The organism is Cystobacter fuscus DSM 2262, assembly GCF_000335475.2.
GTDB lineage: Bacteria > Myxococcota > Myxococcia > Myxococcales > Myxococcaceae > Cystobacter > Cystobacter fuscus.
Window position 1 is genome coordinate 240,361 of the sequence record NZ_ANAH02000008.1, and the last position, 26,125, is coordinate 266,485.

General features: G+C 68.1%; 25 protein-coding genes. 10 read left to right on the plus strand and 15 right to left on the minus strand.

The window, feature by feature from the left end; genetic code table 11:
• Positions 1-83: 83 nt before the first annotated feature.
• The 5 genes from D187_RS57070 to D187_RS15870 all read right to left on the minus strand — a co-directional run bounded on the left by D187_RS57070 (position 84) and on the right by D187_RS15870 (position 3,578).
• Positions 84-659 (minus strand): periplasmic heavy metal sensor, encoded by a 576-nt coding sequence (locus D187_RS57070; protein WP_002632634.1) that lies wholly within the window; start codon positions 657-659, stop codon positions 84-86.
• Between the two features lie 43 nt (positions 660-702).
• Positions 703-1,275 (minus strand): hypothetical protein, encoded by a 573-nt coding sequence (locus tag D187_RS15855; RefSeq protein WP_002632633.1) that lies wholly within the window; start codon positions 1,273-1,275, stop codon positions 703-705.
• A complete protein-coding gene (locus D187_RS15860) occupies positions 1,272-1,823 on the minus strand; it encodes an RNA polymerase sigma factor (protein ID WP_002632632.1) in 552 nt (183 codons plus the stop codon). Before D187_RS15860 ends, D187_RS15855 begins: the two co-directional genes overlap by 4 nt.
• 133 nt (positions 1,824-1,956) lie before the next feature.
• Complete coding sequence (locus tag D187_RS15865) at positions 1,957-2,544, minus strand: tetratricopeptide repeat protein (protein WP_043430011.1); 588 nt, start codon at positions 2,542-2,544, stop codon at positions 1,957-1,959.
• Positions 2,545-2,780: 236 nt separating this feature from the next.
• A complete protein-coding gene (locus D187_RS15870) occupies positions 2,781-3,578 on the minus strand; it encodes an NAD-dependent epimerase/dehydratase family protein (RefSeq protein ID WP_043430108.1) in 798 nt (265 codons plus the stop codon).
• 160 nt (positions 3,579-3,738) lie between these two features.
• Between D187_RS15870 and D187_RS15875 the strand changes: the two genes are divergently transcribed.
• The 8 genes from D187_RS15875 (at position 3,739) to D187_RS15910 (ending at position 13,699) form a co-directional block, all read left to right on the plus strand.
• Positions 3,739-5,070 (plus strand): sensor histidine kinase, encoded by a 1,332-nt coding sequence (locus D187_RS15875; protein WP_002632629.1) that lies wholly within the window; start codon positions 3,739-3,741, stop codon positions 5,068-5,070.
• 30 nt (positions 5,071-5,100) lie between these two features.
• A complete protein-coding gene (locus D187_RS15880; RefSeq protein WP_043430013.1) occupies positions 5,101-6,822 on the plus strand; it encodes a DEAD/DEAH box helicase in 1,722 nt (573 codons plus the stop codon).
• A 182-nt stretch (positions 6,823-7,004) separates the two neighbouring features.
• Entirely contained in the window at positions 7,005-8,327 is a 1,323-nt protein-coding gene (locus tag D187_RS15885; protein ID WP_002632627.1) for an ABC transporter substrate-binding protein, read from the plus strand.
• 56 nt (positions 8,328-8,383) lie between these two features.
• Positions 8,384-9,265 (plus strand): carbohydrate ABC transporter permease, encoded by an 882-nt coding sequence (locus D187_RS15890; protein WP_002632626.1) that lies wholly within the window; start codon positions 8,384-8,386, stop codon positions 9,263-9,265.
• Between the two features lie 12 nt (positions 9,266-9,277).
• The gene (locus D187_RS15895; protein WP_002632625.1) at positions 9,278-10,111 is read left to right on the plus strand and encodes a carbohydrate ABC transporter permease; all 834 of its coding nucleotides are present in this window, start codon (positions 9,278-9,280) and stop codon (positions 10,109-10,111) included.
• 12 nt (positions 10,112-10,123) lie between these two features.
• The gene (locus D187_RS15900; protein ID WP_002632624.1) at positions 10,124-11,206 is read left to right on the plus strand and encodes an ABC transporter ATP-binding protein; all 1,083 of its coding nucleotides are present in this window, start codon (positions 10,124-10,126) and stop codon (positions 11,204-11,206) included.
• 15 nt (positions 11,207-11,221) lie between these two features.
• On the plus strand, positions 11,222-12,715 hold the full coding sequence (locus D187_RS15905) for a mannitol dehydrogenase family protein (protein ID WP_002632623.1): 1,494 nt from the start codon (positions 11,222-11,224) through the stop codon (positions 12,713-12,715).
• Between the two features lie 15 nt (positions 12,716-12,730).
• On the plus strand, positions 12,731-13,699 hold the full coding sequence (locus D187_RS15910) for a carbohydrate kinase family protein (RefSeq protein ID WP_002632622.1): 969 nt from the start codon (positions 12,731-12,733) through the stop codon (positions 13,697-13,699).
• Positions 13,700-13,744: 45 nt separating this feature from the next.
• On the opposite strand, the gene D187_RS15915 is transcribed toward D187_RS15910, so the two are convergent.
• The 7 genes from D187_RS15915 to xylB form a co-directional block, all read right to left on the minus strand.
• Positions 13,745-14,029 carry a hypothetical protein gene (locus tag D187_RS15915; protein ID WP_002632621.1) on the minus strand — a complete coding sequence of 95 codons (285 nt, stop codon included), beginning with the start codon at positions 14,027-14,029 and terminating at the stop codon, positions 13,745-13,747.
• A gap of 11 nt (positions 14,030-14,040) precedes the next feature.
• Complete coding sequence (locus D187_RS55160) at positions 14,041-14,514, minus strand: hypothetical protein (protein WP_020918065.1); 474 nt, start codon at positions 14,512-14,514, stop codon at positions 14,041-14,043.
• Between the two features lie 752 nt (positions 14,515-15,266).
• Positions 15,267-16,205, minus strand: a complete 939-nt coding sequence (locus tag D187_RS52360; RefSeq protein WP_245591730.1) for a type VI immunity family protein — start codon at positions 16,203-16,205, stop codon at positions 15,267-15,269.
• Positions 16,206-16,306: 101 nt separating this feature from the next.
• Positions 16,307-16,918, minus strand: a complete 612-nt coding sequence (locus D187_RS55165) for a hypothetical protein (RefSeq protein WP_155893375.1) — start codon at positions 16,916-16,918, stop codon at positions 16,307-16,309.
• Between the two features lie 351 nt (positions 16,919-17,269).
• Positions 17,270-17,902 carry a DUF4276 family protein gene (locus D187_RS15945; protein ID WP_043430021.1) on the minus strand — a complete coding sequence of 211 codons (633 nt, stop codon included), beginning with the start codon at positions 17,900-17,902 and terminating at the stop codon, positions 17,270-17,272.
• Positions 17,899-19,152, minus strand: a complete 1,254-nt coding sequence (locus D187_RS15950) for an AAA family ATPase (RefSeq protein WP_002632616.1) — start codon at positions 19,150-19,152, stop codon at positions 17,899-17,901. The genes D187_RS15945 and D187_RS15950 overlap by 4 nt, the downstream gene beginning before the upstream one ends.
• Before the next feature lie 74 nt (positions 19,153-19,226).
• Positions 19,227-20,681, minus strand: coding sequence for a xylulokinase (xylB, locus tag D187_RS15955; protein ID WP_002632615.1), 1,455 nt, complete (start codon positions 20,679-20,681; stop codon positions 19,227-19,229).
• Positions 20,682-20,809: 128 nt separating this feature from the next.
• Here xylB and D187_RS15960 point away from each other — a divergent pair, with 128 nt between their 5' ends.
• Positions 20,810-21,823 (plus strand): zinc-dependent alcohol dehydrogenase family protein, encoded by a 1,014-nt coding sequence (locus D187_RS15960; protein ID WP_002632614.1) that lies wholly within the window; start codon positions 20,810-20,812, stop codon positions 21,821-21,823.
• 39 nt (positions 21,824-21,862) lie between these two features.
• On the opposite strand, the gene D187_RS15965 is transcribed toward D187_RS15960, so the two are convergent.
• The 3 genes from D187_RS15965 to D187_RS15975 all read right to left on the minus strand — a co-directional run bounded on the left by D187_RS15965 (position 21,863) and on the right by D187_RS15975 (position 24,922).
• Complete coding sequence (locus D187_RS15965) at positions 21,863-23,500, minus strand: sigma-54-dependent transcriptional regulator (RefSeq protein ID WP_043430113.1); 1,638 nt, start codon at positions 23,498-23,500, stop codon at positions 21,863-21,865.
• Between the two features lie 72 nt (positions 23,501-23,572).
• Positions 23,573-24,544, minus strand: coding sequence for a GGDEF domain-containing protein (locus D187_RS15970; RefSeq protein WP_245591731.1), 972 nt, complete (start codon positions 24,542-24,544; stop codon positions 23,573-23,575).
• 99 nt (positions 24,545-24,643) lie between these two features.
• Positions 24,644-24,922: a glutaredoxin family protein gene (locus tag D187_RS15975; RefSeq protein ID WP_002632611.1), complete on the minus strand. Its 279-nt coding sequence runs from the start codon at positions 24,920-24,922 to the stop codon at positions 24,644-24,646.
• 22 nt (positions 24,923-24,944) lie between these two features.
• Here D187_RS15975 and D187_RS15980 point away from each other — a divergent pair, with 22 nt between their 5' ends.
• Positions 24,945-26,120 (plus strand): DUF4388 domain-containing protein, encoded by a 1,176-nt coding sequence (locus tag D187_RS15980; RefSeq protein ID WP_002632610.1) that lies wholly within the window; start codon positions 24,945-24,947, stop codon positions 26,118-26,120.
• Positions 26,121-26,125: the final 5 nt, after the last annotated feature.

A 26,125-nucleotide genomic window follows, 5' to 3' on the forward strand; every position in this document is an offset into this window, starting at 1 on the left:
ACTGGCGCCAGCGGACGAAAAGGGCCGGTCTCGCGGAATGTGGGCTCGTCACCGCTCCGGGGCGCAACGCCCGTCCCCCGGGCTCACGGGCCCGGGTTCGGCGCGGGGGCGGCCGGGGGCGCCCGGGGCGCGGGGGCGGCCGGAAACGCCGGGGGAAACGGCGGCACCGGGGGCATCGGGAAGGAATGGGTGTTCATCTCCGCCTCCAGCTTCCGCCAGGTGTCGGGGCCGAGGATCTTCTTGATGGTCACCATCAACGCCACCCGATTCTGCCGCACGGCCGTCTCGGCGCGGCCCACCTTCTCCACCAGATCCTTCACGGTGGACTCATTGGGGGCGTCCTGACGCAGCTCCCGCTCCAGCGCCAGTTGCGTGCGCTTGTGCTCCGCCTCCAGGGAGATGATTTCCTGGTTGGAGTCGAAGATGAGATCCTGGACCTTGCGCACCGTGGCCTTGGGCAGCTCCAGCTTCTCCACCAGCTCCGGGGGAATCCCCGAGGACGCCGGCCCCAGGGGACCGCCCCGGGTGCGAACGATGTGCACGGAGCGCTCGCTCCCGGAGCCCTTCTCCGCGTTGACCGTCACCACCGTCTGCTTGTCCTGCGCGAAGGCGGGCACGGCGCCGAGGATTCCGAGGACACACCACAGGTTCTTCATCATGGTTCCACTCTCCTTGAGACAGACTGTTGAGACAGACTGCGTTTCACTGCGACCGCGACGGATGGATGACCCGGAGGGCCGTCCGGAAGGGCTCGGCGTCGAGCGCCGTGGAGTCCGGCGGACGCACCCAGGTGGCGAGCAGGCCGAAGGCGGCGTACGTCCTGTCCTCGACGGCCGGACGGGTGCGCGTGTAGCCGTCCACCTCTCGCACCAGGGACTCCAGCTCGAAGTCCCCCTGGGCCCCCGGGGGGCCTTCCCCGGTGCTCGCGATGGGCTCGACGCCCAGGACGCCCTCGAGCGGCGCGCCTGGCGGCGGCACGTGCTCCGGAGCCTCGTCTCGCACCGAGAGGGCGAAGGCCAGGAGCGCCACGGCGCAAGTGGAACCCGCGCCGGCCACCCACCGGCGGCGGTACTGGCGGCGGCGCACCTCCCCGTGGATGGCCTCGGGCGCGAAGGCGGGAGGAAGGGGCGGCTCGGCAAGCCGCAGCCGCCTCGCGGAGGAATGGAAGCGGGCGAGCGCGCGGCAGTCCTCGCAGTGCTCCAGGTGGGCCTGGAACCCCGGAGGCCGGGGCAGTTGCTCGTCCACGAGGGCCGCGGCGAAGTCCTGGCAGCTCATGGGGTGTCTCCTCGCAGCGCGTCCGCGGCCTTGAGCTTCTGGAGCGCCCGGTAGAGGTGGATGCGGACCGTGCCGCGGGTGATGTTCATGGCGTCGGCGATGGCATCGAGGTCGAGCCCCTCGAGGTAGCGCAGGGAGAAGGCCGTGGCCTGCTGGGCCGGCAGCGTGCGCAAGGCCCGGCCGAACGCGTGCCATCGCTCGGCGCCCGTGAAGGACTCCTCGGGGGAAGGCGGGGCGGAGGGACCCAGGTCCAACGCCTCGCGCAGCACGTGCCAGACCCGCCGCCGGCGCAGGAGGCCCATCGCGCGCGAGACGAGGATGCGCCGCAGCCAGGCCGGGCCCGCCCGGGGATCCCTCAAGGTGTGACGTTTCTCGTAGGCGTCGGCCAGGGCGGACTGCACCAGGTCCCTCGCCTCCTCGCCTTCCCAGACGAGCCGGCGGGCCAGCCTCAGGAGCGCGGCCTGTTCACCCAGGACGAGCGCGTCGAAGTCGAGGGCGAGTCCCCTCTCTCCTCCCGGCGTCTCCTGGATGATGGCTGTGTCCTTCACGGTGGGACCTCGCGACTCGGTATCCACATGAGAGGACGCGGGAGCCGCCCGGGCGGCATACCGCTGATTTTCTCCCCGATTTTTTTCTCCGCCGGGGACCCCCGTCCCGGAGCGTTGGACGGGGGGCGAGCCCTCAGCTCGCGACGGGGCGCATCAACCGGACCGCGAGCTGGTTGTAGTGGTCACGCTTCTCGGTGTCTCCGAGGTGCGCCCAGACCTCGGCCAGCGCGCGCGCCGCGTCCGTCCCGCCCGGGTTCAGCTCCAGCGCCACTTCCAGCACATGGCGCGCGTGCCGGTAGCGCGCCTTGCCCGTCAGACCGATTCCCCGGGTGCGCTGCTTGCCCGACTCCTTCAGCAGCGCCTCGCCCAGCTGGGTGATTTCCACCGCCGTCCCCGCGCGCCACCCCTCCTCGGGGTTGAGCAGCTGGGCCTGCTCCAGCAGGGACCGGGCCGCTTCGGGCTCGTCCAGCTCGAGCTGGCAGAGCGCCGCGTTGCGGTAGTGCTCGGCCGTCTCGGGATCCAGATCGATGGCGCGCTCGAAGCATTTGAGCGCCTCGCGCGGCCGGCCCAGGCTGGTGAGCACGGAGCCCTTGGCGCTGAGCGCCAGCACATGGTGGGGATCCTGGGCCAATACCCGATTGAATACCTGGAGAGCGGCCTCGTGGCGGCCGGCGATCGAATGACTGACACCCTCGTTGAACGCCGCTAGCAAAGTGGACATATGGCCCCTTCCCGCCGGCTTCGCGTTCCCCCGCCCGCGCAGCCGGCAACGGTCTGAAACAAACGAAACCCGTAGCCTGACAGCATCGAGCCCCGGAAGAGAACCCGGTCCATACGCGTCGTAACGTTTCGGTGAAACCAGACCCCGTCATCCTGGATCTGACCTTCACCCAGCGGAAAGCCCACCTTCTGTGCTGAACGGCTGAACGGCTGAACGCGCAAAGAAGTCGATGGACTTCAGCCGGCGCGGTCCGCCAGCAGCACCGAGAAGCCCGCGACGAAGTCCGGGTAGCGTGGCCGCCAGCCGAGGGCCTTGAGGCGGGCATTGGAGATGGCCCGATCTCCTCGGAGCGAGGGGTGCAGCGAGGCCAAGGGCACCGTGGGGGGTGGAGGCACGCCCAGCCGCGCGCACAGCCAGCCCAGGGTTTCCGCCTGGGTGGCGGGCCGGTCATCCGCCACGCAATACGTCGCACCGGGAGTGCCCCGCTCCAACACCACGCGCAGGGCCTCCACCAGGTCGTCCACGTGCACCCGCGAGATGCGGCCTCCCCCACTCTCGGGGATGCGGGCCGTCCCGGCGAGCACGCGCTCGTGCATGCCCCGGCCGGGACCATAGATGCCCGCGATGCGCAGGGCGATGCCCCCGAGCGGCCGGTAGCCGGCCTCCGCGTCGAGCCGTCCCCGGGCGTTGGGCGCCTCGGGCTGCACCGGGGTGTCCTCGTCCACGTGTCCCCGCGCGCTCCCGTAGACGCCCGTGGAGGAGAGATAGACGAGGCGCGAGGGGCGCGCCCGCGTGAGCGCCTCGGCCAGGGACGCGTCGAGGCCCGCGTCGGGAGGAATGGAGATGACCACCTCGGCCCCCGCCGCCGAGGCCACGGCCTCCTCCAGGGACACGAGCGCGACGCCCGCGCGCGCCAGGCGCTCCCGGCGGCCGGGGTCGCGCGTCACCGCCCGCACGGGGCGCCCGCGCGGCGCCTCCACGAGCGCCAGCCGCGTCAACGTGTCACCACATCCGAGCAGGACGAGAGGGTTCATGAGGGCCGAGTCCACGCGCCCCCCTTCGAGCGGCACTTCGCGGCCGGCAAGCGGAGTTTGCGCCAATGTCCGAAAACAGATGTTTTCTCCGGGCGCCCCCACCGGCCTGCTCCGTATGAAGCCTGCCCATGGCAACCTGGACTCCCCCCGTGAATCCCCCATGAAGACCACGCTCGCCGCCCGCCGGGTCAAAAGCCGGGTCTTCTTCGTCTCCGCCGCGATCATCCTCGTGACCTCACTGGCCCAGTGCGCGCTCCGCGGCTTCGGCTCGGCGGAGGTGAGGCAGATGGTGCTCGTCCATCTCTCCTGGGTCGCCAGCTTCGTCCTGCTGGGCGTGGGGGTGCGCTCGGGGCACATGACGCCGGGGACGCCCGGACCCATGTCCGGGCTGGCGTGCCTGGTGTCCCTGACCCAGCTCACCCTGCTGACCGGAGGGGTCGAGAGCCCCTACCTCGTGACGCTCGTGTCCGTGCCGCTCCTGGTGTCGATGTTCACGCCGGACCTCTGGCTGCCGACGCTGGTGTCGCTCGTGGCGATGTTGGGGGCGCTCCTGGTGATCAACCTCCTCGAGGGCCTCCCACCGCGCACCTTCCTGCCCCAGATGCTCGCCTATGGAGGCATCGGCGGCATCGGGTTCTACGCGGGGAGGAGCTACCGGAAGCTGCGCCGGGCGGAGCAACTGGCGCAGGAGGAGCGGCTCCAGGCCCTGGAGCGACTGGCCGAGAGCGAACGGTTGCGGCGCCACGCCGAGAACGAACGCGCGGACATGGAGCGGCTGATGATGGTGGGGCAGCTCGCGGCCGGCGTGGCGCACGAGGTGAACAACCCCCTGGCCTTCGTGAAGTCCAACCTGCACTACCTGCAGCGCGCGCTGACGAGCACGGACAGGCCCGCCGACGTGGCGGAGCTGCACGAGCTGCTGGACGAGACGCACCAGGGCGTGCTGCGCATCCAGCGGATCATCACGGACTTGAGGCAGTACTCGCACCCCATGGGCACCCCCGAGCAGGAGGGCTCTCCCCGCGCGGCCATGGAGGAGGCCCGGCGGCTGGCCCTGTCGCGGCTGCACTCGCACAGCGAGGTGGTGTTGGACGTTCCCGAGGTGCTGCCCAACGTCCGGCTGGGGCAACGCTACCTGATGCAGGTGCTGCTCAACCTGCTGCTCCACGCGGCACGGGCGCTGGAGGAGACCGATCCCGAGCGCCCCGCCCGCATCCTCTTGAAGGCCTGGCGGACCGCCCACGACGTCCAGGTGGTGGTGGAGGACAACGGGCCGGGGATACCCCAGGACATGCTGCCCCGGCTCTTCGACCCCTTCTTCACCCCCCCGTGTTCCACGAAGGGTGCGGGCCTGGGGCTCGCCCTTTGCCGGGAGTACGTGCTCCGGGTGGGCGGAACGCTCACCGCGGAAAACCGCCCCGAGGGCGGCGCCCGGTTCATTCTCACCTTGAACCAGTCCTCCGCGTCCTGCTCTCCGAGCCGAGAGACCTGAGCCGGAGGCGGTGCTACAAGCAGCCGCAACGTGAACACCCCTTCCGATACCATCCCCACTTTCGAACAACTGGGCCTGGATGCCCCACTCGTGGAGGCGCTCAGCGCACTCGGCTACGAGGAGCCCACGCCCATCCAGCGCGCCGCCCTGCCCCCGTTGATCGCCGGCAAGGATCTGCTGGGCATCGCCGCCACGGGAACGGGAAAGACCGCCGCCTTCTCCCTGCCGCTCTTGCAGCGGCTCACCCCGGGCCAGCGCGCGCCCTTCTCCACCTCCGCGCTCGTGCTCGTGCCCACGCGCGAGCTGGCCATGCAGGTGGCCGAGGCCATCCACCGCTATGGCCAGAAGATGGGCGTGAGCGTGCTGCCGCTCTACGGCGGCCAGCCCATCGGCCAGCAGCTGCGCGTGCTCAAGCGCGGCGTGGACGTGGTCGTCGCCACGCCCGGTCGCGCGTTGGATCACCTCAAGCGCCAGTCGCTCCTGCTCGACTCGCTGCGCACCGTGGTGCTCGACGAGGCCGACGAGATGCTCGACATGGGCTTCGCCGAGGACCTGGAAGCCATCCTCGAGGCCACCCCCCAGGAGCGGCAGACGGCGCTCTTCTCCGCCACCCTGCCCCCGCGCATCGCCTCCATCGCCGAGCGGCACCTGCACGCGCCCGTGCACGTGAAGATCGCCAAGGAGAAGCTGCCCGCCGGCACCGGGCCCCGCGTGCGCCAGGTGGCCTACATCGTCCCGCGCCCCTTCAAGGCCGCCACGCTCGGGCGCGTGCTGGACGTGGAGGCGCCCACCGCCGCCATCGTCTTCTGCCGCACGCGCACCGAGGTGGATGAGCTCACCGTGTCGCTCAACGGCCGGGGCTGGCGCGCCCAGGCGCTCCACGGCGGCATGGACCAGACCCAGCGCGACCGCGTGCTCAAGCAGTTCAAGAGCCACGCGGTGGAGCTGCTCATCGCCACGGACGTGGCCGCGCGCGGACTGGACATCGAGAAGCTGTCCCACGTCGTCAACTACGACGTGCCCAACGCCCCCGAGGCGTACGTGCACCGCATCGGCCGCACGGGCCGCGCCGGACGCGAGGGCGTGGCCATCACCCTCGCCGAGCCCCGCGAGCACCGCCTGCTGCGCAACATCGAGAAGCTCACCGGCCAGAAGATAGAGCTGGCCACCGTGCCCACCGTGGCCGACCTGCGCGCGCGCCGGCTGGAGCTCGTGCGCGCCTCCCTGCGCGAGGCGCTCGTCGCGGGCGAACTCGACTCCTACCGCTCCGTCGTGGAGAGCCTCGCCTCCGAGTTCGACCTGGTGGACGTGGCGGCCGCCGCGGTGAAGCTGCTCCACGACGCGCAGGTGGATGGCCAGAGCGAAGAGGAGGAGGAGATCCCCCTGATGGCCCCGCCGTCGGACAAGGGCCCGCGCGCGCCCCGAGGCCCCCGCTCCGGCGAGCGCCCCGAGCCTGGCTCCCGGCCGGACGCGCCCCGCAGCGCCAAGCGCCGCGCGCCGCCCGACGCATCCTTCGACATGGCGCGGCTGTTCATCGGCGTGGGCCGACAGGCCGGCGTGCGGCCCTCGGATCTCGTGGGCGCCATCGCGGGCGAGGCGGGCGTGGAAGGCAAGCGCATCGGCGCCATCCAGATTGGTGACAACTACTCGCTCGTCGAGGTCCCCGAATCCCTCGCGGATCAAGTCGTCGCCGCGTTGCGTCAGACCACGCTGCGCGGCCGCAAGGCGCAGGTGCGCCGCGATCGGGGCTGAACGCTCATCCGCTGAACTCTCGTCACCTGAGAGAAGCGAGCTCGAGGTGAATCCTCTTGGATCAGGCTGCGAGGATTTGATGGACTGAGGGTGTCGAAGTCCGACACCTCGCCTCACAGTTCCCCCGACCGCCCCGACATGCGCTCCGCGTGTGTCGTGGCGCCTGTTCCCGGAGTCGCCACATGAAAATATCATTCGCTGCCCGCACCGCTTTCGCGGGGCTCGGAGTGTTGCTGGGTTCTGGCACTGCCCTGGCCGCCACCACGCTGACGATTGGCACCGTCAACAACGGTGACATGGTCCGCATGCAGGCACTGTCGAAGACCTATACGGAGCAGCATCCCGACGTGGAGCTGCGCTGGGTGGTGCTCGAGGAGAACACGCTGCGCCAGCGGCTCACCACGGACATCACCACCGGGGGCGGACAGTTCGACGTCATCACCATCGGGGCGTACGAGGCGCCCATGTGGGGGCGCAAGGACTGGCTCACGCCGCTGGAGAAGTTCTCGCCCACGTATGACGTGGACGACCTCATGCCCAACGTGCGCAAGCAGTTGAGCGTGGACGGCAAGCTGCGCGCGCTGCCCTTCTACTCCGAGGGCTCCATCACCTACTACCGCACGGACTTGTTCGCGGCCAAGGGCCTGAAGATGCCCGAGGAGCCCACCTGGACGGAGATCCGCGGCTTCGCGGAGAAGCTGCACGATCCCTCCAAGAACGTGTACGGCATCTGTCTGCGCGGCAAGGCGGGCTGGGGCGAGAACATGGCGCTCGTCACCACCATCGTGAACGCCTACGGCGGCCGCTGGTTCGACGAGAAGTGGCAGCCCCAGCTCGACTCGCCCGAGTGGAGCCAGGCGGTGAACTTCTACGTGGACCTGCTGAGCAAGTTCGGCCCGCCGGGACCGAGCAGCAACGGGTTCAACGAGAACCTCACGCTGTTCAACGCGGGCAAGTGCGCCATGTGGGTGGACGCGAGCGTGGCGGGGGCCTTCGTCACCGACAAGACGCAGAGCCAGGTGCCGGACAAGGTGGGCTTCGTCAAGGCGCCGCGCCAGGTGACCCCCAAGGGCAGCTCCTGGCTGTGGACGTGGGCGCTGGCGGTCCCCAAGAGCTCCAAGCAGCAGCAGGCCGCGTTCGACTTCATCCAGTGGGCCACGTCCAAGGAGTACGCCAACCTCGTGGCCAAGCGCTATGGCATCTCCGCGATGCCGCCGGGCACGCGACTGTCCACCTACGCCAACGCCGAGTACATGAAGGCCACGCCCTTCGCGCGCGTCACCCAGGAGGCCATCCAGACGGCCAACCCCGACTCGCCCACGCTCAAGCCCGTGCCGTACACCGGCGTCCAGTTCGCCACCATCCCCGAGTTCCAGGCCATCGGGACGCAGGTGGGCAAGAGCATCTCCGGCGCCCTCGCGGGCAGCTCCAAGGTCGACGCGGAGCTGAAGAAACTGAACGAGTCCGTGCAGCGCACGATCAAGCGCGCGGGCTACATCAAGTAGTCACACGCGCGCCGCGCCGCCCCCACCCCCACCGCTGACCCCCTTGGAGTACCTCGATGAGCGAAGCCGCTCGTGAATCCCGACGTGCCGGACGCCTCACGGCGTCACCCGCGATCCTCCTGCTGTTCATCTGGATGATCGTCCCGCTGGCCTTCACGGTGTATTTCTCGACGCAGAACTACCTCCTGCTCGACCCCGAGAACCGGGGTTTCGCGGGCCTGGAGAACTTCTCCTACTTCCTTTCCTCGTCGAGCTTCCTGAACAGCCTGCTCATCACGCTCAAGCTGGTGGGCAGCGTGCTGGTCATCACGGTGGTGCTGGGCGTGCTCATCAGCGTGCTGGTGGACGCGAAGTTCCCGGGTCAGGGCGTGGTGCGCATGCTGCTCATCTCGCCCTTCTTCATCATGCCCACGGTGAGCGCGCTCATCTGGAAGAACCTGCTGATGAACCCGGTGTCGGGGCTGTTCGCGTGGCTGTTCCAGTTGGTGGGCCTCACCCCCATCAACTGGTTCTCCGACTGGCCCCTGTTGTCCATCATCATCATCGTCTCGTGGGAGTGGCTGCCCTTCGCCATCCTCATCTTCGTGACGTCCTTGCAGTCGATGGATCAGGAGCAGAAGGAAGCGGCGCAGATGGACGGCGCGACGCCGGTGTCCATCTTCCGCTACCTCACCCTGCCCCACCTGGCGCGGCCCATCGCCGTGGTCGTCATGGTGGAGGCCATCTTCCTGCTCAACATCTTCGCCGAGATCTTCACCACCACCTCCGGCGGACCGGGGGATGCGACCACCAACGTGCCCTACCTCGTCTTCACCCAGGCCCTGCTCGAGTTCGACGTGGGCACGGCGTCCGCGGGCGGCCTCGTGGCCGTGGTGCTCGCCAATCTGGTCGCCGCCGCGCTCTTGCGCGTGTTCGGCAAATCCCTCACCCAGGCCTAGGACTCCCCCACCATGCCCGCCCTGAAACAACGCCGACAGATCGCCGACACGGTGCGCGCCATCTGCTCCTGGCTCATCGCCCTGATCATCTTCTTCCCCATCTTCTGGATGGTCATCACCAGCTTCAAGACGGAGCTGGGCGCCTTCTCCATGCCCCCCGAGTTCTTCTTCAAGCCCACGCTGGAGAACTACCGGGAGATCATGGAGGCCAACGACTACCTGCACTTCGCCTGGAACTCGCTCGTCACCAGCGGTGGCGCCACCCTCGTGGGCATGCTGCTGGCGGTGCCCGCGGCGTACTCCTTCGCCTTCCACCCCACCAGGCGCACCCAGGGCATCCTGACGTGGATGCTGTCCACCAAGATGCTGCCCGCGGTGGGCGTGCTCGTGCCCATCTACCTGATGGCGCGCGACCTGGGCCTGCTCGACACGCGCCTGGTGCTCGTCATCATCTTCGCGCTCGTCAACCTGCCCATCATGGTGTGGATGATCTACACCTACTTCCGCGACGTGCCCCGGGACATCCTCGAGGCGGCGCGCATGGACGGCGCCACGCTCTTCCAGGAGATGTTCCGCGTGCTGCTGCCGGTGAGCCGCGGGGGCCTGGCGTCCACGGCGCTCCTGTCGCTCATCCTCAACTGGAACGAGGCCTTCTGGTCCATCAACCTCACCACCACCCAGGCCTCGCCGCTCAGCGCCCTGGTGGCCTCGTTCTCCAGTCCGCAGGGCCTGTTCTGGGCCAAGCTGTCCGCCATCTCCACGCTCGCGTGCGCTCCCATCGTGTTGCTCGGCTGGGGCTCGCAGAAACAACTCGTCCGCGGCCTGACCTTCGGCGCCGTCAAGTAACGGAATACGTCCATGGCACAACTCGAAATCAAATCCCTCACCAAGTCCTTCGGTGACACCCGCGTCATCAAGGGCGTGGACCTGCGCGTCGAGGACCGCGACTTCTGCGTCTTCCTGGGCCCCTCCGGCTGCGGCAAGTCCACGCTCCTGCGCCTCATCGCCGGCCTGGAGTCCGTCACCTCGGGACAGATTCTCCTCGACGGGCAGGACATCACCGAGGCGCCCTCCGCCAAGCGCAACCTCGCGATGGTGTTCCAGTCCTACGCGCTCTACCCCCACATGAGCATCCGCCAGAACATGTCCTTCGCCCTGGACCTGGCCAAGGTGGACAAGAAGGTCATCAACGAGAAGGTGACGCGCGCCGCGCGCATCCTGGAGCTCGAGCCGCTGTTGGATCGCAAGCCGGCGGCGCTCTCGGGTGGACAGCGCCAGCGCGTGGCCATCGGCCGCGCCATCGTGCGCGAGCCGCGCATCTTCCTGTTCGACGAGCCCCTGTCCAACCTGGACGCGGCGCTGCGCATGCAGATGCGCCTGGAGCTCGCCCGGCTGCACCAGGATCTCAAGGCGACGATGATCTACGTCACCCACGATCAGGTGGAGGCGATGACGCTCGCCAACAAGGTCGTCATCTTCAACGGCGGCCACATCGAGCAGAGCGGCCCGCCGCAGGAGCTCTATCGCCGCCCGGTGAACAAGTTCGTCGCCAGCTTCCTCGGCATGCCGCAGATGGTCTTCCTGGACGCCACGCTCGAGGGCGGCGTGCTCAAGCTGGTGAACGGGGGCGAGATTCCCGTGCCCACGGGCCTGCCGGCGCTCGCCGCGGGCACCCGGGTCACGGTGGGCGTGCGGCCCGAGCAGATGTCACTCGCCGAGCCCGGACGCGGCCAGTTGCAGGGGCGCGTGCAGATGATCGAGCGGCTGGGCAGCGACGCCTATGCGTACCTCGCCCTGCCCTCCGGCGGCCGGCTCACGGTGCGCTGCGAGGGCGACGTGGGCGCCATCGAGGGCACGGACGTCTCGGCCCAGCTCAACCCCGAGCGCGTCCACGTCTTCGACGCCAACGGCGTCGCCATCCACCATCCCACCTTCCGCTGAAGCACCCCCTCGACCATGCATACCCTCGATCAGGCTCATCTCTCCTCCCTGCCCGCCTCCATCGTCCGCCCCGGCCATGACCGCACGAAGGTGCGCGCCGGCATCGCCCACATCGGCGTGGGCGGGTTCCACCGCGCGCACCAGGCCATCTACACCGACCGCGCGCTGGCGCGGCCCGGCCAGGAGGGCTGGGGCATCTGCGGCATCAACCTGCTGCCCCAGGACGCCGCCATGGCCGCGGCGATGAAGAAGCAGAACGGGCTGTACACCGTGAGCGAGATGGCGCCGGACGGCTCGCACGTCTCGCGCGTCGTGGAGTGCATGGTCGAGTACCTCTACGCCCCGGACAGCCCCGAGGCGGTGCTGGCGAAGCTGAGCCACCCGGACATCCGCATCGTCTCGCTGACCATCACCGAGGGCGGCTACCTCATCGACGAGCACGGCCGCTTCAACCTGGAGCACCCCACGGTGGCGCATGACCTGGCGCACCCGGAAGCACCCCAGGGCGCGTTCGGCTACATCGTCGGAGCGCTGGAGCGTCGGCGCAAGGCGGGCGTGAAGCCCTTCACCGTCATGTCCTGCGACAACCTGCGCCACAACGGCGCCCAGGCCCGGCGTGCCGTGGCGGCCTTCGCCCGGGCGAGGTCGCCGGAGCTCGCGGAGTGGATCGAGCGCGAGGTGGGCTTCCCCAACGGCATGGTGGACCGCATCACCCCGGCCACGGACGCCGCCGCCAAACAGAAGCTGCGCGAGCTGACCCAGGTGGACGACGCCGCGCCCGTCATCTGCGAGGACTTCATCCAGTGGGTGCTGGAGGATGACTTCCGCGACGGCCGCCCCGACTGGCACGAAGTGGGCGTGATGTTCACGAAGGACGTGTCCCCGTACGAGGAGGCGAAGATCCGCCTGCTCAACGCGTCCCACACGATGCTCTCCTACCCGGCCTACCTGTCGGGCCTGCGCAAGGTGGACGACGCCCTGCACGACAAGCTCTTCTTCAGCTACCTGCGCGGCTTCCTGGATCACGACGCGGGCGTGTGGCTCAAGTCGCTGCCCGGGCTCGACATCGAGTCCTACAAGGACACGCTCCTGCGCCGCTTCGGCAACCGGGCCGTGGGAGATCAGCTCGCGCGCCTGTGCATGGATGGCGGCTCGAAGATCTCCGGCTTCCTGCTGCCCACCGTGCACGCGATCCTCGAGAACGGGCGGCCCTACCACCGCATCGCCTTCTTCCTCGCCGCCTATGATCGCTACCTCGAGGGCAAGGACGAGAAGGGCGAGGCCTATCCCATCAACGAGCCCAACGCGCGCCCCTTGCTCGAGAAGGTGATGGCGAGCGACTCGCCGATGACGCTCATCGGGCTCAAGGAGGTCGTGGGCACGCAGATTCCGGCGCACCAGGGATTCGTCGAGCTGTACCTGAAGCTGCGCGCGCAGATCGACGCCCAGGGCATCGTGGCGACGCTCCAGTCGCTCGATCCCGCGAGCAAGACCCCGCCCGCGGCGTAGAGGAGGGAGCCACCCATGACGCGCCTCATCGCCTTCGGAGAAGCCCTGGTGGACATGCTGTCCAGCCGCCTGGGCGCCTCCACCGAGAAGGAGACCTTCACGCCGTACGCCGGAGGAGCCCCCGCCAACGTGGCCGTGGCCTGCGCGCGGCTGGGCGTGCCGAGCCTCTTCGTCGGCATGCTGGGCCAGGATCAGTTCGGCGACTTCATCCTCGCGGAGCTGGCCTCGCACGGCGTGGACGTGCGCCACGTCGAGCGCACCCGCGCGGCCAAGACGGCCCTGGCCTTCGTGTCCCGGGATGCCTCGGGGGACCGCCGCTTCGACTTCTACCGACCTCCCTCGGCGGACCTGCTGTACCGGCCCGAGCACCTGCCCGCGAACCTGTTCGACGCCTCGTCCATCCTGCACCTGTGCTCGAACACGCTGACGGAAGAGGCCATCACCGCCACGACCTTCGCGGTGGCGGATGAGGCCGCGAAGGCGGGAGCGCTGATCAGCGTGGACGCCAACATCCGCGCCAACCTGTGGCCGGAGCACCGCGTGGACACCGCCCGGGTCACCGCGCTGCTCGACCGGGCGCAGCTGATCAAACTGGCACGCGAGGAGCTGGAGTTGCTGCGGGGGGACGAGCCCGAGGAGCGCTGGCTCCAGGCCCGTCTGGCCGCCGGGGCCGCGCTGGTCATCATCACCGATGGAGGCGAGCCGGTGACGGCGGTGACGGCGCGCACGCGCCTCCAGGTGACGCCGCCCAAGGTCCAGGTCGTCGACACCACGGCGGCCGGGGATGCCTTCATCGGCGGGTTTCTCTCGACGGTGGTGGATGCGCGGCTCAACCGGAAGACCCTGGCGGCCTGGGCTTCCGATACGGCGCTCGTGCGGCAGGCGCTGGAGTTCGCGAGCCGGTGCGGTTCGTTCACCGTCACCCGGCCGGGCTCCTACGCCGCGCTGCCCAGGCGTGAGGACCTGGCGGCCCTGCGCTCCTGAGCGGGAGTGATCCCTCGCCCTCTCGAGAGGAGGGCGAGGGGACGCCTAGCGTTGAGGCAGGCTCTCACCGGAGTCGACCGCGCCGTCCGGATTGGGCGCGTTGGTGGGAGCGGCCGGGGTGCCCGGGTTGCTGAGCGGATCTCCGTCGATGCCATTGGGCGCGTTGGGGATGTTGTGGTCCGGGTTCGGATCCAACCCCGCGCCGCCGATACCTGGAGTCGTGGCGGGCGTCGGGGGAGAGGTATCCCGAGTGGCCGTGGTCGCGCAGCCCGTGCCGAGCGCCACCGCGCCCGTGAGCAGACCCGTCAGCAGCAGTTTCATCTTCGTCATGGCCTTCCCTCTCAGGGTGGGAAGGTAAAGGTGGGGCGTTCCCGAGCCATAGGCAGCGGGCGATTGCTCGGTAGGTCGCTGCTGACTGGCGCCTCCTCTATCATCGAGACCCCATGAGCCTTCGCTCCCCACTCGTCCAGTTCGTGGTCGTGGCACTCGTGTTCCCATTGGTGGGCGCCGAGCCCCCACGGGGGGACCTGGAGGAGGCTCTCCGCCAAGCCACCGTCGTTGTGCTCGGCCAGGTCGAGAGCATGGACTTCCGCGGCGAGCGTCAATTCCTCACCCTCCAGGTGGAGCATGTCGCGCGGGGTGAACTGCCCGACGTCATCACCTTCGACGCCGAGCCCCCCAAAGGGCAACGCTCGTCCATCGGGCTCGGGGAGCGGATGATCGCGTTTCTCGAACCAACCTCCCAGGTACAACCTCGCTTCCGGCTCGCCCTCGGTGGCGCCGCGGCGCTGAAGGTCATCAGGGACAAAGCCCATGCCACGTTCTCCGTGGAGGAAGGCACGTGGTTTCACCTGTGCGACGCCTCGCCCCCAGGCGAGCACAGGGTATGCAAGGTACCGCTCAAACGGTTCCTGAGCGACGCGGGGCTTCGCCCCTTCACCCCTTCCAGAGAAGCAACCTTCTGCGTCATCCCACGCCCACAATGCGAGCCCTGTGACCTGGAGGAACAGTTGCGCAAGAGCGGTGCGGCGGATTTGAAGGATTGTGGGACCGCACCGGAGCAGGACACCGTCCCCCCTATCCTTCAGTGCGTGCGCGAGTCCCTGAAGGCACGTACCCCCTTCCTGGTACGTATGCCGCGCCAGGGGGTGGATTCATACCTCGTGGACGCCTTCGTGTCGGACGGGACCCATTTCCGTAAAATGTCTTTTGATAGCAGCACGACAGGGGGACCTCGGTGCTCGGCCCTGGTGTTCCAGCGGCGCTGCGAATCACTCGTGCTACGCGAATCGGACGCGCCCTGGCTCCAATGCGAGACTCCAGGTAGGTACGAAGAACTCTGCGCCCAGAGCCGACGTGTCTACGCGCTCGGGCCCGCCGAGAAGGTGTCCCGGTTGAGCTGCGACCCCGAAGGCCGGCGAGGCATGTGGCTCTGTGACGTACTCCCAGCCGGAGCCAGGTCGGGCAAGCACACGCCTCGTCCTGAAGGCCCGGACTTCATCTGCTCCACCCGGTCCGAGCGGCTCTTCTGTCGCGAGGAATGAAGCGGAAGCCCTACGTCATCAAATCAATCCAGGAAGCGCCGTGACCACCTCCGGACCTCCTCCTGGGTAAAACCCATGGCGTCATGGAGGTTCCCCTGCTCCCCAGTCGCATCAGTCAAGGGGAGTGGTTCCAACCAGGGTTCGAGCACCCGTGCGAATTCTCGGTACGTTGGCAGATCGTGTCCCGAGGCAAGGTCTCCAGCCTCGGGCCCTTGTCCCAGAGAGACCATGACGCGATTCTCGTCCAATTCGTGCACCGTCGCATCAGCGGATTGCAAGCGCGAACGTAACAGCTCAGCCCCACCGGCTTCGCCGAGTACAGGCTGGCCGAGAAAGTTGAGCCAATGGACGCCATCGACTCGTTCCCCCAGGTGCTGCTCCTCGAACCAGGCGGGCCGTAAGTCAATGCCCGGATGACGGGCGAGTTCAGCACGGATGGACTCATCCGCACGGCGCAAGGGCCAATACAAGCGGAGCGCGAATCCAACATGACCCGAGGCGAATCGAAGCTGGGAAGCCATCTCCAGGGCAAGCTCTCGCACCTTCGTTGGCCCATGCTCATGCAGGTATTCGGTGGGGAGCGTCGCGAACAGGAGGCTCACTGTATCCAACGAAGGCGTGCGCCAGGGAATTCGAGCCTGATAATGGAATTCATAGCCGTTGCGGCTGCGAAGACCTCCATCCAGGAGCACTCGCGTCGCATAACCCCGCTTCTCCATCCGATCGGCGATGTCTTCGGGAAGTTCTTCAATGAACCGGAACGGACGGTCGGGCGAGAGAAGCCGACGAACATAGTTCCATCGCGCCTCGGTCAAGGCATCGCCTTCGTCGTCATTGGTGAAGGCATGGCAGATGGTCTTGGGACCCTGTCCCACCCCGCGCATGTAGGCTTCGACAGCGTGGCTCACCCCTTCCGCGATCTCGGGGTGATCATGCGGAAGATAGAAGGCGAAGCGGACCACGTCCCGCGCGAGCAACTCCCTCCGCAGCCGGGGTAACTCCCCACTCCACAAGCGATGACGCACGGGAGGCAGTCCTCGATGACGGATACGCGGAGGGCGAATCATATGCGGAGTTCGAAAAGCCCCTCGGGAGAGACGATGGCGGCCGGGCAACGGTTTGTGAGCTTCTGGTAGGCTCTCAACTGCGCCTCCGCGCCCGCTACCGTGAATGGGTCCAGCTTGTTGCTGGACAGGCAGGGAAACTTCAATTCGTAGACGCATTGAACATCGGTGGCATTCCGGGTGCCGTGCACAACAAAATCCGGATGAAGCGTCTTGGGGCCCTTGTTCGTCAGCACCACTCCATTCGTCTCGGGATCTGGCTTGTAGCGAGGCTCTACTGCGAAGTTGTCTCGAATGATTGGAGGGAGGCGAGCCTTGACACATGCGAAGGCCGCGGCGTGTTTGAGCCGTCCGAGTTCTTGCGCGAGGGTGACGTTTTCGCCCGCGGCATCAACTCCGACGATCTTCTTGCACTCCACATCATCAGGGAACTTCCCATTCTTGAACTTGAAGCCACCCGGCTGCTGGTAGGACACGTTGACATCAGCATGCGCCTGAGCAACGCACTCCTTCAAAACCTTCTCCACGTGATCCAGTTCCGCACCGGTCAGGGCCCGCTCGAATTTGACAAGGCCCTGTACGGCATCTGATGCCTTGACCATCTTGTCCAAGACCTGACCGGTTCGGGATACCGCTGGCGCAAGGAGTTCGCCAGTGCTGGGATTGACCGTGGTAGCACAGGCCGCACCGCAAGACTGACACAGCGCGGTTCGAGGGCCAGGAGACCCCACACCCCCTGATTGAAAGAGCACGGGAATCCGAGACGCGGGAGCGGAACAAGAAAAACCAAGCAACGCGACGATGAAAACAGCTCCCACAAGCCTCATCCGGGATGGCCACGACCATGCGCCAGCCCAGAGAACCGCTCTCGAACTCCTCACGGGTTTCGAATTCACCATCTACCCCTCCCTCTCATCACGCCTGACAAAGCGCGGGATACAGGCGGCGCCAGTGGGTGTATCTCAGGGCGCACCCGAGTTGGCGAATGCCATTTCGCTGAGCGCGATCCGTAGAGACTGGAAGCTCCGAGACAGATTCCGAGAAGGAACCATGTGCTCGCCGACCGCTCGGGCCACCTCTATCTTCCGCAGCCCGGTCTTGAAATAGCCCGCGTTCTTGAGCACATGCTCAAAGGCCTCCCAAGTACCGCCCGCGATGCCATCGGGATCGCGGTATCTGGCTTGGGATGGAATGGTTGGCTTTACCCGAGGATAGGCGGCTCGAACCGCATCCCAGTCGCCGAAGTACCAGGCCTCGAGTTCCTCGATCGCCACTCGATTGACAACAGCGTAGCCCTTTTGTTTGGGTGCTGACCTCGTGGGGAGGCCAGCTTCCAAGGCAAGACGATCAAGCTTACGCTTGAGCGCAACGCAGTCGTCATCATCGCGGTCCACCACCACCACGATACGCCACGTCTCCGGAAGCCAGCTCGCGTAACCCCGCAGGCGCTCCGGGAGTCGCATCAGCAATTCATCCTTGCACTGGTGAGGATAGACCTCGAATGAGGTGTCGCCGAGCATTCGCGGCAAGACAAGCCGGAGTAATGCCTCCATGGAGGGCTCCTCAACAAACACCTCTACATGTTCGACGTTCATCCCCGTCCCCCCTTTTTCCGCGGGGCTCCCGCGTTTACCAGGGGATCGCCGACACCAAACCTGCCCTCGAGCCATAGATGACCCATGGACGCACCAGCCTCGACAAACTGGGGCACCCCTTGGATGTCTGACGCCCGAATGGCCTGGGAATAACCCTGCTCATTGCGGTAGAGGACACGGACCTCCTCCGGCTTCAAGGCGTTGAGGAAGAACGGCGAATGAGTGGTCACCAGGAGTTGCGAACGCTCGGTCGCGGCTCTGCACTCCTCCGCGAGTTCGGGCAGAAGGCGCGGATGCAGGAAGTTCTCGGGCTCCTCGATGCCCACGAACTGGGGAGGCGCGGGATCATGCAATACCGTGAGGTAGGCGAGTAGCTTGAGCGTTCCATCCGAAGCGAAGCGCGACAACACCGGGCGCTCGAACGGCGCATCTTTTATTTGCAGAAGCAGGCGACCATCCGGCATGGGTTCCGCCAATACCTTTTCGAGGCGTGGCACCCGGCGTTGGAGAATCGCGAAGATCTGATCCAACTGACGCGGATGTTGCTCCTTGAGGTACTGGATGACGTTCGGAAGGTTATCGCCAGTCTTGCTGAGGCGCTCCTGGGGCCCAGCTTCGGGTTGTCCACGAGTATCGTCGATCGACAGGTAGGAGACGTACCAATCGGTGATGAACTCGCGGAGCGCGGCGACCCGTGGATGCGCGGCGAACTGACCCAGCGTGTTGACGGCGATCAGGTCGGGCGACCGTAGCGGTGTCTCCTTGCGTTGCTCCTTCTCATCAGGAAGCTCGCCGCTGATGGCGTAACCCTGCCCATTCTTGTAATCGAGAAAACGAAAGGGAGCACCATAGGACCCTCGTTTCCATTGCAGCCACTCCTCGACAACGAACGGACCCTTGGATCCTTCATCAAGCGCCAGGTGGTAGGTGATGATGGGGAGCCCAGGACGCTCCCTGTACTTGATTTCGATGACCACCGGGCCGTCCTGCCCGCGCGTCTTCAACTCCCTGGCACGTCCACGGCGATCCCATGCGTGGCGCAACCCGAATTGGAAACACTCGGAGAGGAAATTGAAGACATCAAAGACGGTCGACTTGCCGCTGCCGTTTGGCCCAAGGAGGGCGGTGAGTGGAGTGACATCCTTGAACTCAACAGCCTTGAGGGCGCGGTAGTTCTCGACCCGCAGGTACTCGATGCGAGGCGGCCCACTAGACCGGGGCTGCATTTCGGGTTTGGTCTTGCCAGCCATCAGGCAGCTTCCTCCGGAACAAGGGATGCCTCTTCAAGAGCTTGGGATCCATCGTTTTTCTTCGGTCTTCCCATTTAACGATCCTGCCGAAGCGCAGGATAGAGGCGGCGCCAGCGCGCGTACTCCTCGGCATAGCGGGGAACGAGCGCGGCGTCGGGTTCCACCACCCGGGCCACCGGCGGCGGCACGGCGAGCACGAACGGATCCTCCCCCGTCGCCGCGAGCCGTCCCAGCCGCGCCGCGCCGAACGCGCCTCCGAAGTCCCCCTCGGCATGCACATCCAGCGGCCGGTCGAGCACACTCGCGAGGATCTTCAACCAGAGCGGTGAGCGCGAGCCCCCACCCACCGCCGATGCCCGCTCCACCCGCGTCCCCGCGTCGGCCAGCACCCGCATGCAGTCCGCGACGGCATACGCCACGCCCTCCATCACCGCTTGTGTCAGCGCCTCGCGTCCGTCCCCGTGCGCCAGTCCCACGAAGGCCCCGCGCGCTCCGGCGTCATTGTGCGGCGTGCGCTCCCCCGACAGATAGGGAAGGAACTTCACCGGCGACGGCGCCCGCACGCGCTCGCCCACCGCGGCGATGAGCGCGGGGGCCGGCTCGCCCAGCAGCGCCGACAACCACTCCAGGCTCGCCGCGGCGGACAGGATGACGCCCATCTGGTGCCACGTGCGGGGCACCGCGTGGCAGAACGCATGCACCGCGCCCTCGGTGTTCGGAGAGAAGCGCGCGTTGGAGACGAACAGCACCCCCGAGGTGCCCAGCGACACGAACGCCGTCCCGGGCTTCACCGCTCCAATCCCCACCGCGCTCGCCGCGTTGTCCCCTCCCCCTCCCGCCACCACCGGCGCGCGGTTCATCCCCCAGCGCCGCGCGAGCTCGGGCCGCAGCCGGCCTGAGGACTCCGAGCCCTCCACCAGGCGCGGCATGTGCTCGCGCGTGAGCCCCGTGGCCGAGAGCAGCGCGTCGGACCAGTCCCGCTTCGCCACGTCGAGCCACAGCGTTCCCGCCGCATCCGACATCTCGGAGACGTGGTCGCCGATGAGGAACAACCGCAGGTAGTCCTTGGGCAGCAGCACCTTGCGCGTCCTCGCGAACACGTCCGGCTCGTGCTCGGCGACCCAGAGCAGCTTCGGCGCGGTGAAGCCCGGCATGGCGAGGTTGCCGGACAGCTCGCGCGAGCGCGGACAGCGCTCCTCCAGCAGGCGGCACTCGGCCTCCGAGCGCCCGTCGTTCCAGAGGATGGCCGGACGCAGCGGCTTGTCATCCGCTGCGAGCAGCACCGCGCCGTGCATCTGTCCTGACAGCCCCATCCCCTCGACGGCCGCCAGGGCTTCCCGGTGCGTGGCGGACAGCTCGTCCAGCACGTGCTCCAGGGCACGAATCCACGCGTCCGGCTCCTGCTCGGACCAGCCGGGATGCGGCCGGGTGACCTCCAGGGCCGCGCTGGCGCTGGCGACGATGCGCTCGTGTCCGTCCACGAGCACGGCCTTCACGGATGACGTCCCCACGTCGATGCCCAGGTACATGTGTCCAGCCCTCCTCCGGTGACGTTCTACCCGAGACGCGGCTCGGCCAGGGACCGCTCTGCTTGCTACTCGTCACGCCCCGCCCCGAGGGTCTCCCACCTCACGAGCGGTGCGTTAGAACCCCGGCCATGAACGCCTACGAGATTCGCGGTGGATTCGGATTGGACAAGCTGGTGCGCTGTGAGCGGCCGGACCCACAGCCTGGCCCCTTCCAGGTGCGCGTGCGGGTGAAGGCCACGAGCCTCAACTACCGCGACCTGATGATGGTGCGGGGTCAGTACAACCCGAAGCAGAAGCTGCCCCTGGTGCCCAACTCGGACGGAGCCGGCGTGGTGGACGCCGTAGGTCCGGGCGTCACCCGCGTGAAGGTGGGCGATCGGGTGATGGGCCTCTTCGCGCAGAACTGGCTCGGCGGCGAGCCCACGCGCGCCTCACAGGCCCAGACACTCGGGGGGCCCGTGGATGGGGCGCTCTCCGACACGATGCTGCTCCATGAGGAGGGCGCGGTGCCCACGCCCGCGTACCTGTCTGACGAGGAAGCCGCCACGCTGCCGTGCGCGGCCGTCACCGCCTGGAGCGCGCTCGTCACCCAGGGAGCACTGAAGGCCGGAGACACCGTGCTGCTCCAGGGAACCGGAGGCGTCTCGCTCTTCGCGTTGCAGATCGCCCGGATGATGGGCGCGCGGGTGCTGCTCACCTCCAGCCGGGACGACAAGCTGGAGCGCGCCCGGGCCCTGGGTGCCCACGAGGGCATCAACTACGTGAACACGCCCGACTGGGACAAGGCGGCCCGGAGCCTCACCGGAGGCGTGGGCGTGGACCATGTGGTGGAGGTGGGCGGCGCGGGCACGCTGGAGCGCTCGCTGCGCGCCGTGCGCACCGGTGGCACCGTGTCCGTCATCGGCGTGCTCAGCGGCGGCGCGGGCGCGGTGCCCGTCACGCCCATTCTCATGAACAACCTGCGCGTGCAGGGCACCTTCGTCGGCCACCGCCAGTCCTTCGAGGCGCTCAACCGGGCCTTCACCCTGCACGGCATCCGCCCCGTGGTGGACCGCGTCTTCCCCTTCGCCGAGGCCCGCGCCGCCTTCGAGTACCTCCAGAGCGGCGCGCACTTCGGCAAGGTCGTCATCCGCGTGGACTGACGACCCGAGAGGGCGCCCGCGAAGGCGCCCGGAGGCGGCCTAGAACTCGGCCGCGGCGCGAGGATCGATGATGCCGCACTCCTTGATCTTGTAGAGCAGCGCCTTGTAGCTGATGCGCAGCTTGCCCGCCGCGCGGCGCTTGTTCCACGCCGTGCGCTGGAGCATCGCGAGGATGGCCTCGCGCTCGGCGAGCATCGCCGCGCGCTTGCCAATCTCCTTCAGCGACATCTCCGCCTCGGGCACGCTCGGCGGCGGAGGAGGCGGCTGGGGCGCGTCGAACGGGTTGGCGTAGCGCACCGGCGCGGGCGTCACCGCGTATCCCGGGGACAGCTCCACCGGGGGCGTGTTGCCCCGGGCCGGCATCTCCAGCACCTGCACCGACGAAGCCACGCCCGGCAGCGGGGCCGGCGTCACGGCGCGCGGCGTGGGCGCGGGGGCGTCGACCTCGCCGTCGCCCGCGTAGGACGTGGGCAGCGACGGGGCGCTCGCGGGCGTCCGGCCTCCCGCGCGCAGCTCGTCCAGCACGAGCGTGGAGTCCTTGAGCACGCACAGCCGGCGCACCATGTTCTCCAGCTCGCGCACGTTGCCGGGCCACTCGTACTCGGTGAAGGCGCGCAGCACCTCGGGCGGCAGCTCCGCCACGCCGCTCATGAACCCGCGCCCGTACTTCTTGAGGAAGTGGTCCGTCAGCGGCACCACGTCCTCGGGGCGCTCGCGCAGCGCGGGCAGGCGGATGGCCACCACGTTCAGGCGGTAGAAGAGATCCTCGCGGAAGTTGCCCAGCTCGATCTCCCGCTCCAGGTCGCGGTTGGTCGCCACCACCACGCGGCTGTCCACGCGGACGCTCTTCTTGCCGCCCACCCGGAAGAACTCCTCGTCCTGCAACACCTGCAGCAGCTTGGCCTGGAGGCGGATGGCCATCTCGCCGATCTCGTCCAGGAAGATGGTGCCCTGGTCGGCCAGCTCGAACTTGCCCGGCTTCTCCGCCGTGGCGCCAGTGAAGGCGCCGCGCTCGTGGCCGAACAGCTCGCTCTCCAGCAGCTCGCCGGGCAGCGCCGCGCAGTTCACCTTGATGAAGGGACGGTTGCGGCGGTTGCTGCGCGCGTGGACCTCGCGGGCGATGACCTCCTTGCCCGTTCCGGACTCGCCCAGCAGCAGCACCGGCACGTCCGTGTCCGCGATGCGCTCCACCAGCGCGCGCACCCGGCGCATGGCGGGCGAGTGCGAGATGAGGATGCGCTCGCCGCCGCCATCGTCCTTCGTCGCCGGGTGGATCACCGGAGCGCTCGTGGCGGCCTGCTTCGCGGGCAGGCGGTTGCCGAGCGCGCGCGCCAGGGCATCCTCCAGCTCGTCCCCGCCAAAGGGCTTGGACAGGTAGTCACTGGCGCCCAGCTTCATGGCGCGCATGGCGTCATCCGCGCCCGAGAGCGCCGACAGGACGATGACGGGCGCGCTGCCGCCCGAGGCCCGGTAGCGCCGCAGGACGTCCAGGCCGCTCATCTCCGGCATCATCACGTCCAGCAGCACCACGTCGAACGAGCCCCCGGAGAGCATCTCCAGGGCCTGCGCGCCACTGGACGCGCAACGCACCTGATAGCCCGAGCTGCCCAGCAGCTCGGCGAGGAAGGTACGCACCTGCTCTTCGTCGTCCACCACCAACACCGCGATCCGATCCATCCCCACGCCTCCCCTCGCCCAATCCATCTCGATTCCACTCCGTGAGACGTCCATCGTGGATGCGTCCCCGTGTCAGACCATCATTTCCAGCTCGGCGCTCCGGCGCGTGTCGCGAGCCCTGCGCAGGGCCTGCAACGCCCCGTTGAGCAGCTGCACGGGAGAGCCCACCATGTCCGGGTAGCTCACCGCGCCCAACGTCAGCGAGGGACGCAGCACCCGTCCCTCCACCTGCAAACGCGCCAGGGCGAAGCGCTCGCGCACGCGCGTCATCACGTCCGGCACGCCCTCGGCGGGCGTGGCGGGCAGGAGCACCATGAACTCCTCCTCGCCCACGCGCGCCACCACATCCGCCTCGCGCACCGTCTGGCCGAACACCACCGAGCTGTAGACGAGCAGGCGCTCGGCGATGCCGCGGCCGGACTCCTTGCGCAGCGCGCGGAAGTCATCGAGCGAGCCGGCCACCAGCGAGAAGGTTCCGCCAAAGCGCTCAGTGCGTCGGATCTCCAGGGAGATGAGCTCGAGCAGGAAGGAGCGGTTGTACAGGCCGGTGAGCGGATCGCTCAGGGCCTCGGAGGAGTGGGCCTCGGTGGGCAGCATCGCCTGGCGCACCGCCGAGCGCAGCCGGAGCTGGGCGCGCAGCCGCAACACCAGCGCCTCGCCCTGGCTCGAGCGCGTCACCACGTCCATCCCCTGCCCCTGGTCCAGACAGTGGCGTACGGCGGCCACGTCCAGCGAGTCCACCAGGTAGAGGATGGGCACCGTGCCGCGGCACATCCGCGACAGCCGGCGCGCCACCTGCACCGCCGCGAAGTCCGGCCCCTGGGCCGCGAGCACCACCGCGTCCGGGCGGATGGCCTCGAACAGGGGACTGGCCGCGTCGAAGCGCGTCACCGGAACCACCCGGAAGCCCGCCTCGCCGAGCGTCATCCGGGTCTGCTCCAGGTCCGTCGCCCGCGGCTCCACCACCAGCACCGTGAGCGCCTGCTCGGCCTTCTTCGTGTGCCTCCACACCACCGCGACCTCCTCGACCTGAACCTTTTTCAATGGATCCCCGGGACTAGTTCCCAGGTTTACAGCCCTACCCACCCCTGCCCGTCCGCCGCTCCGTCCATCCCCCTGTTTTTCCTAGAGATGGGAAGGGAGTTACTTTCCCTGGCCCTTGGATTCAGCAACGTGCGTGCCACTCGCGCCTCGCCGGAGACATTCCTCGACCTCCTCTTCCCTCAGGCGGTGCTTGAAGGTGGCGATTCCCTCGAAAATGACCACCGGGATGTCATAGCGGTAGGCAGCGAGGAGTGTGGGACTGGCACGGATGTCCTCTTCCACCAGCTCGAAGGGGATGCGGGCGCGGACGCGTTCGAGCACCTCCCTCGCCTGGTCACAGAGGTGGCAGTGGGGTTTCGAGTAGATTCGGACCATCATTCGTTCGTGAGGATGTGACGCGATGCGCGGTCTGTCAGGTGACTTCTCGACGATGCCCTTGAAGGACCTCGTCGCCTACCTCGGCAGCCGGCGGGTCTCGGGAACGCTGCGCGTCACGCGCGCGGGAGTGCGCAAGTTGATCCTCCTGCGCGAGGGGCAGGTGCTCAGCGCGAGTTCCAACCAGACGCGGGAATATCTGGGCCAGTTCCTCATCCACATGGGGCACCTGAACGCGGAGCAGTTCGCCCAGGCCCACGCCCAGCAGAGCGAGGCGAACGTGCCGCTGGGGCAGATCCTCGTGCTGCTCGGGTGGGTGTCGGAGGTGACGGTGCGCAGCACGCTCCAGCTCAAGTTCCGCGAGACGCTGCTGGACATGTTCCGCTGGGAGGAGGGGGAGTTCTCCTTCGACGCGGGGGCGGTGCCGCAGTTCGAGGGCGTGGAGGCGGGGGTGGAGCTGATGGACATCCACCGCGAGGGGGAGTTCCGCGAGACGGCGTGGCAGTCCCTCCGGGCGGCGTTTCCCTCGGGGAGCGCCTACCTCGAGGTGGACGAGTCGCGGCTGCCGGAGCTGCCCCGGGCCGGCAGTCTGGACGCGACGCTGGTGGAGCGCGTGCGCGAGGGGCTGAGCATCGACGAGCTGGTGAAGACGCTGCACACCTCGGACTTCCTCGTGTACCAGCGGCTGTACGCGCTCTACCGGCGGGAGGCGATCCGGGTGGTGAACGCGCCCCCTCCGGGACGGGTGCGCCCGGTGGCCTCGCCCGAGCTCGAGGAGAAGGTGAAGGACCTGGAGGTGGGCGTGGTGGGGGACGAGTCCCAAACACTCGAGCTCATCCAGGCGGCCCAGTCCCACCTGGAGAACGGCAACTTCTGGGACGGAGAGGCGCTGGCGCGCCGGGCCCATGAGCAGGCCCCCACGCCGGAGACCGAGGCGCTGCTCAACTCGGCGTCGGCGGCGCTGCTGGGGCTGTTGCGGCGGCGGATGCTGGACACGCCCCAGGTGCCCTCGCTGCGCGTGACGGCGGCGCAACTGAAGACCACCCGGCTCACCACCCCCGAGCGCTACCTGCTCTCGCGCATCGACGGCAAGCGCGACGTGGGCACCATCCTCGGCATGTCGCCGCTGGGCGAGCTGGACGCGCTCAAGTACTTCCAGTCCTTCGTGGACACGGGGCTGGTGCAGCTCAAGCCCCGGTGAGCGCG

Coding starts and splice junctions, on each gene's coding strand:
- D187_RS57070 (WP_002632634.1), bottom strand. CDS start 659: ATGATGAAGAACCTGTGGTGTGTCCTCGGAATCCTCGGCGCCGTGCCC.
- D187_RS15855 (WP_002632633.1), bottom strand. CDS start 1,275: ATGAGCTGCCAGGACTTCGCCGCGGCCCTCGTGGACGAGCAACTGCCC.
- D187_RS15865 (WP_043430011.1), bottom strand. CDS start 2,544: ATGTCCACTTTGCTAGCGGCGTTCAACGAGGGTGTCAGTCATTCGATC.
- D187_RS15870 (WP_043430108.1), bottom strand. CDS start 3,578: ATGAACCCTCTCGTCCTGCTCGGATGTGGTGACACGTTGACGCGGCTG.
- D187_RS15875 (WP_002632629.1), top strand. CDS start 3,739: ATGAAGACCACGCTCGCCGCCCGCCGGGTCAAAAGCCGGGTCTTCTTC.
- D187_RS15885 (WP_002632627.1), top strand. CDS start 7,005: ATGAAAATATCATTCGCTGCCCGCACCGCTTTCGCGGGGCTCGGAGTG.
- D187_RS15890 (WP_002632626.1), top strand. CDS start 8,384: ATGAGCGAAGCCGCTCGTGAATCCCGACGTGCCGGACGCCTCACGGCG.
- D187_RS15895 (WP_002632625.1), top strand. CDS start 9,278: ATGCCCGCCCTGAAACAACGCCGACAGATCGCCGACACGGTGCGCGCC.
- D187_RS15900 (WP_002632624.1), top strand. CDS start 10,124: ATGGCACAACTCGAAATCAAATCCCTCACCAAGTCCTTCGGTGACACC.
- D187_RS15905 (WP_002632623.1), top strand. CDS start 11,222: ATGCATACCCTCGATCAGGCTCATCTCTCCTCCCTGCCCGCCTCCATC.
- D187_RS15910 (WP_002632622.1), top strand. CDS start 12,731: ATGACGCGCCTCATCGCCTTCGGAGAAGCCCTGGTGGACATGCTGTCC.
- D187_RS15915 (WP_002632621.1), bottom strand. CDS start 14,029: ATGACGAAGATGAAACTGCTGCTGACGGGTCTGCTCACGGGCGCGGTG.
- D187_RS55160 (WP_020918065.1), bottom strand. CDS start 14,514: ATGGGCTTTGTCCCTGATGACCTTCAGCGCCGCGGCGCCACCGAGGGC.
- D187_RS15945 (WP_043430021.1), bottom strand. CDS start 17,902: ATGAACGTCGAACATGTAGAGGTGTTTGTTGAGGAGCCCTCCATGGAG.
- D187_RS15950 (WP_002632616.1), bottom strand. CDS start 19,152: ATGGCTGGCAAGACCAAACCCGAAATGCAGCCCCGGTCTAGTGGGCCG.
- xylB (WP_002632615.1), bottom strand. CDS start 20,681: ATGTACCTGGGCATCGACGTGGGGACGTCATCCGTGAAGGCCGTGCTC.
- D187_RS15960 (WP_002632614.1), top strand. CDS start 20,810: ATGAACGCCTACGAGATTCGCGGTGGATTCGGATTGGACAAGCTGGTG.
- D187_RS15965 (WP_043430113.1), bottom strand. CDS start 23,500: ATGGATCGGATCGCGGTGTTGGTGGTGGACGACGAAGAGCAGGTGCGT.
- D187_RS15975 (WP_002632611.1), bottom strand. CDS start 24,922: ATGATGGTCCGAATCTACTCGAAACCCCACTGCCACCTCTGTGACCAG.
- D187_RS15980 (WP_002632610.1), top strand. CDS start 24,945: ATGCGCGGTCTGTCAGGTGACTTCTCGACGATGCCCTTGAAGGACCTC.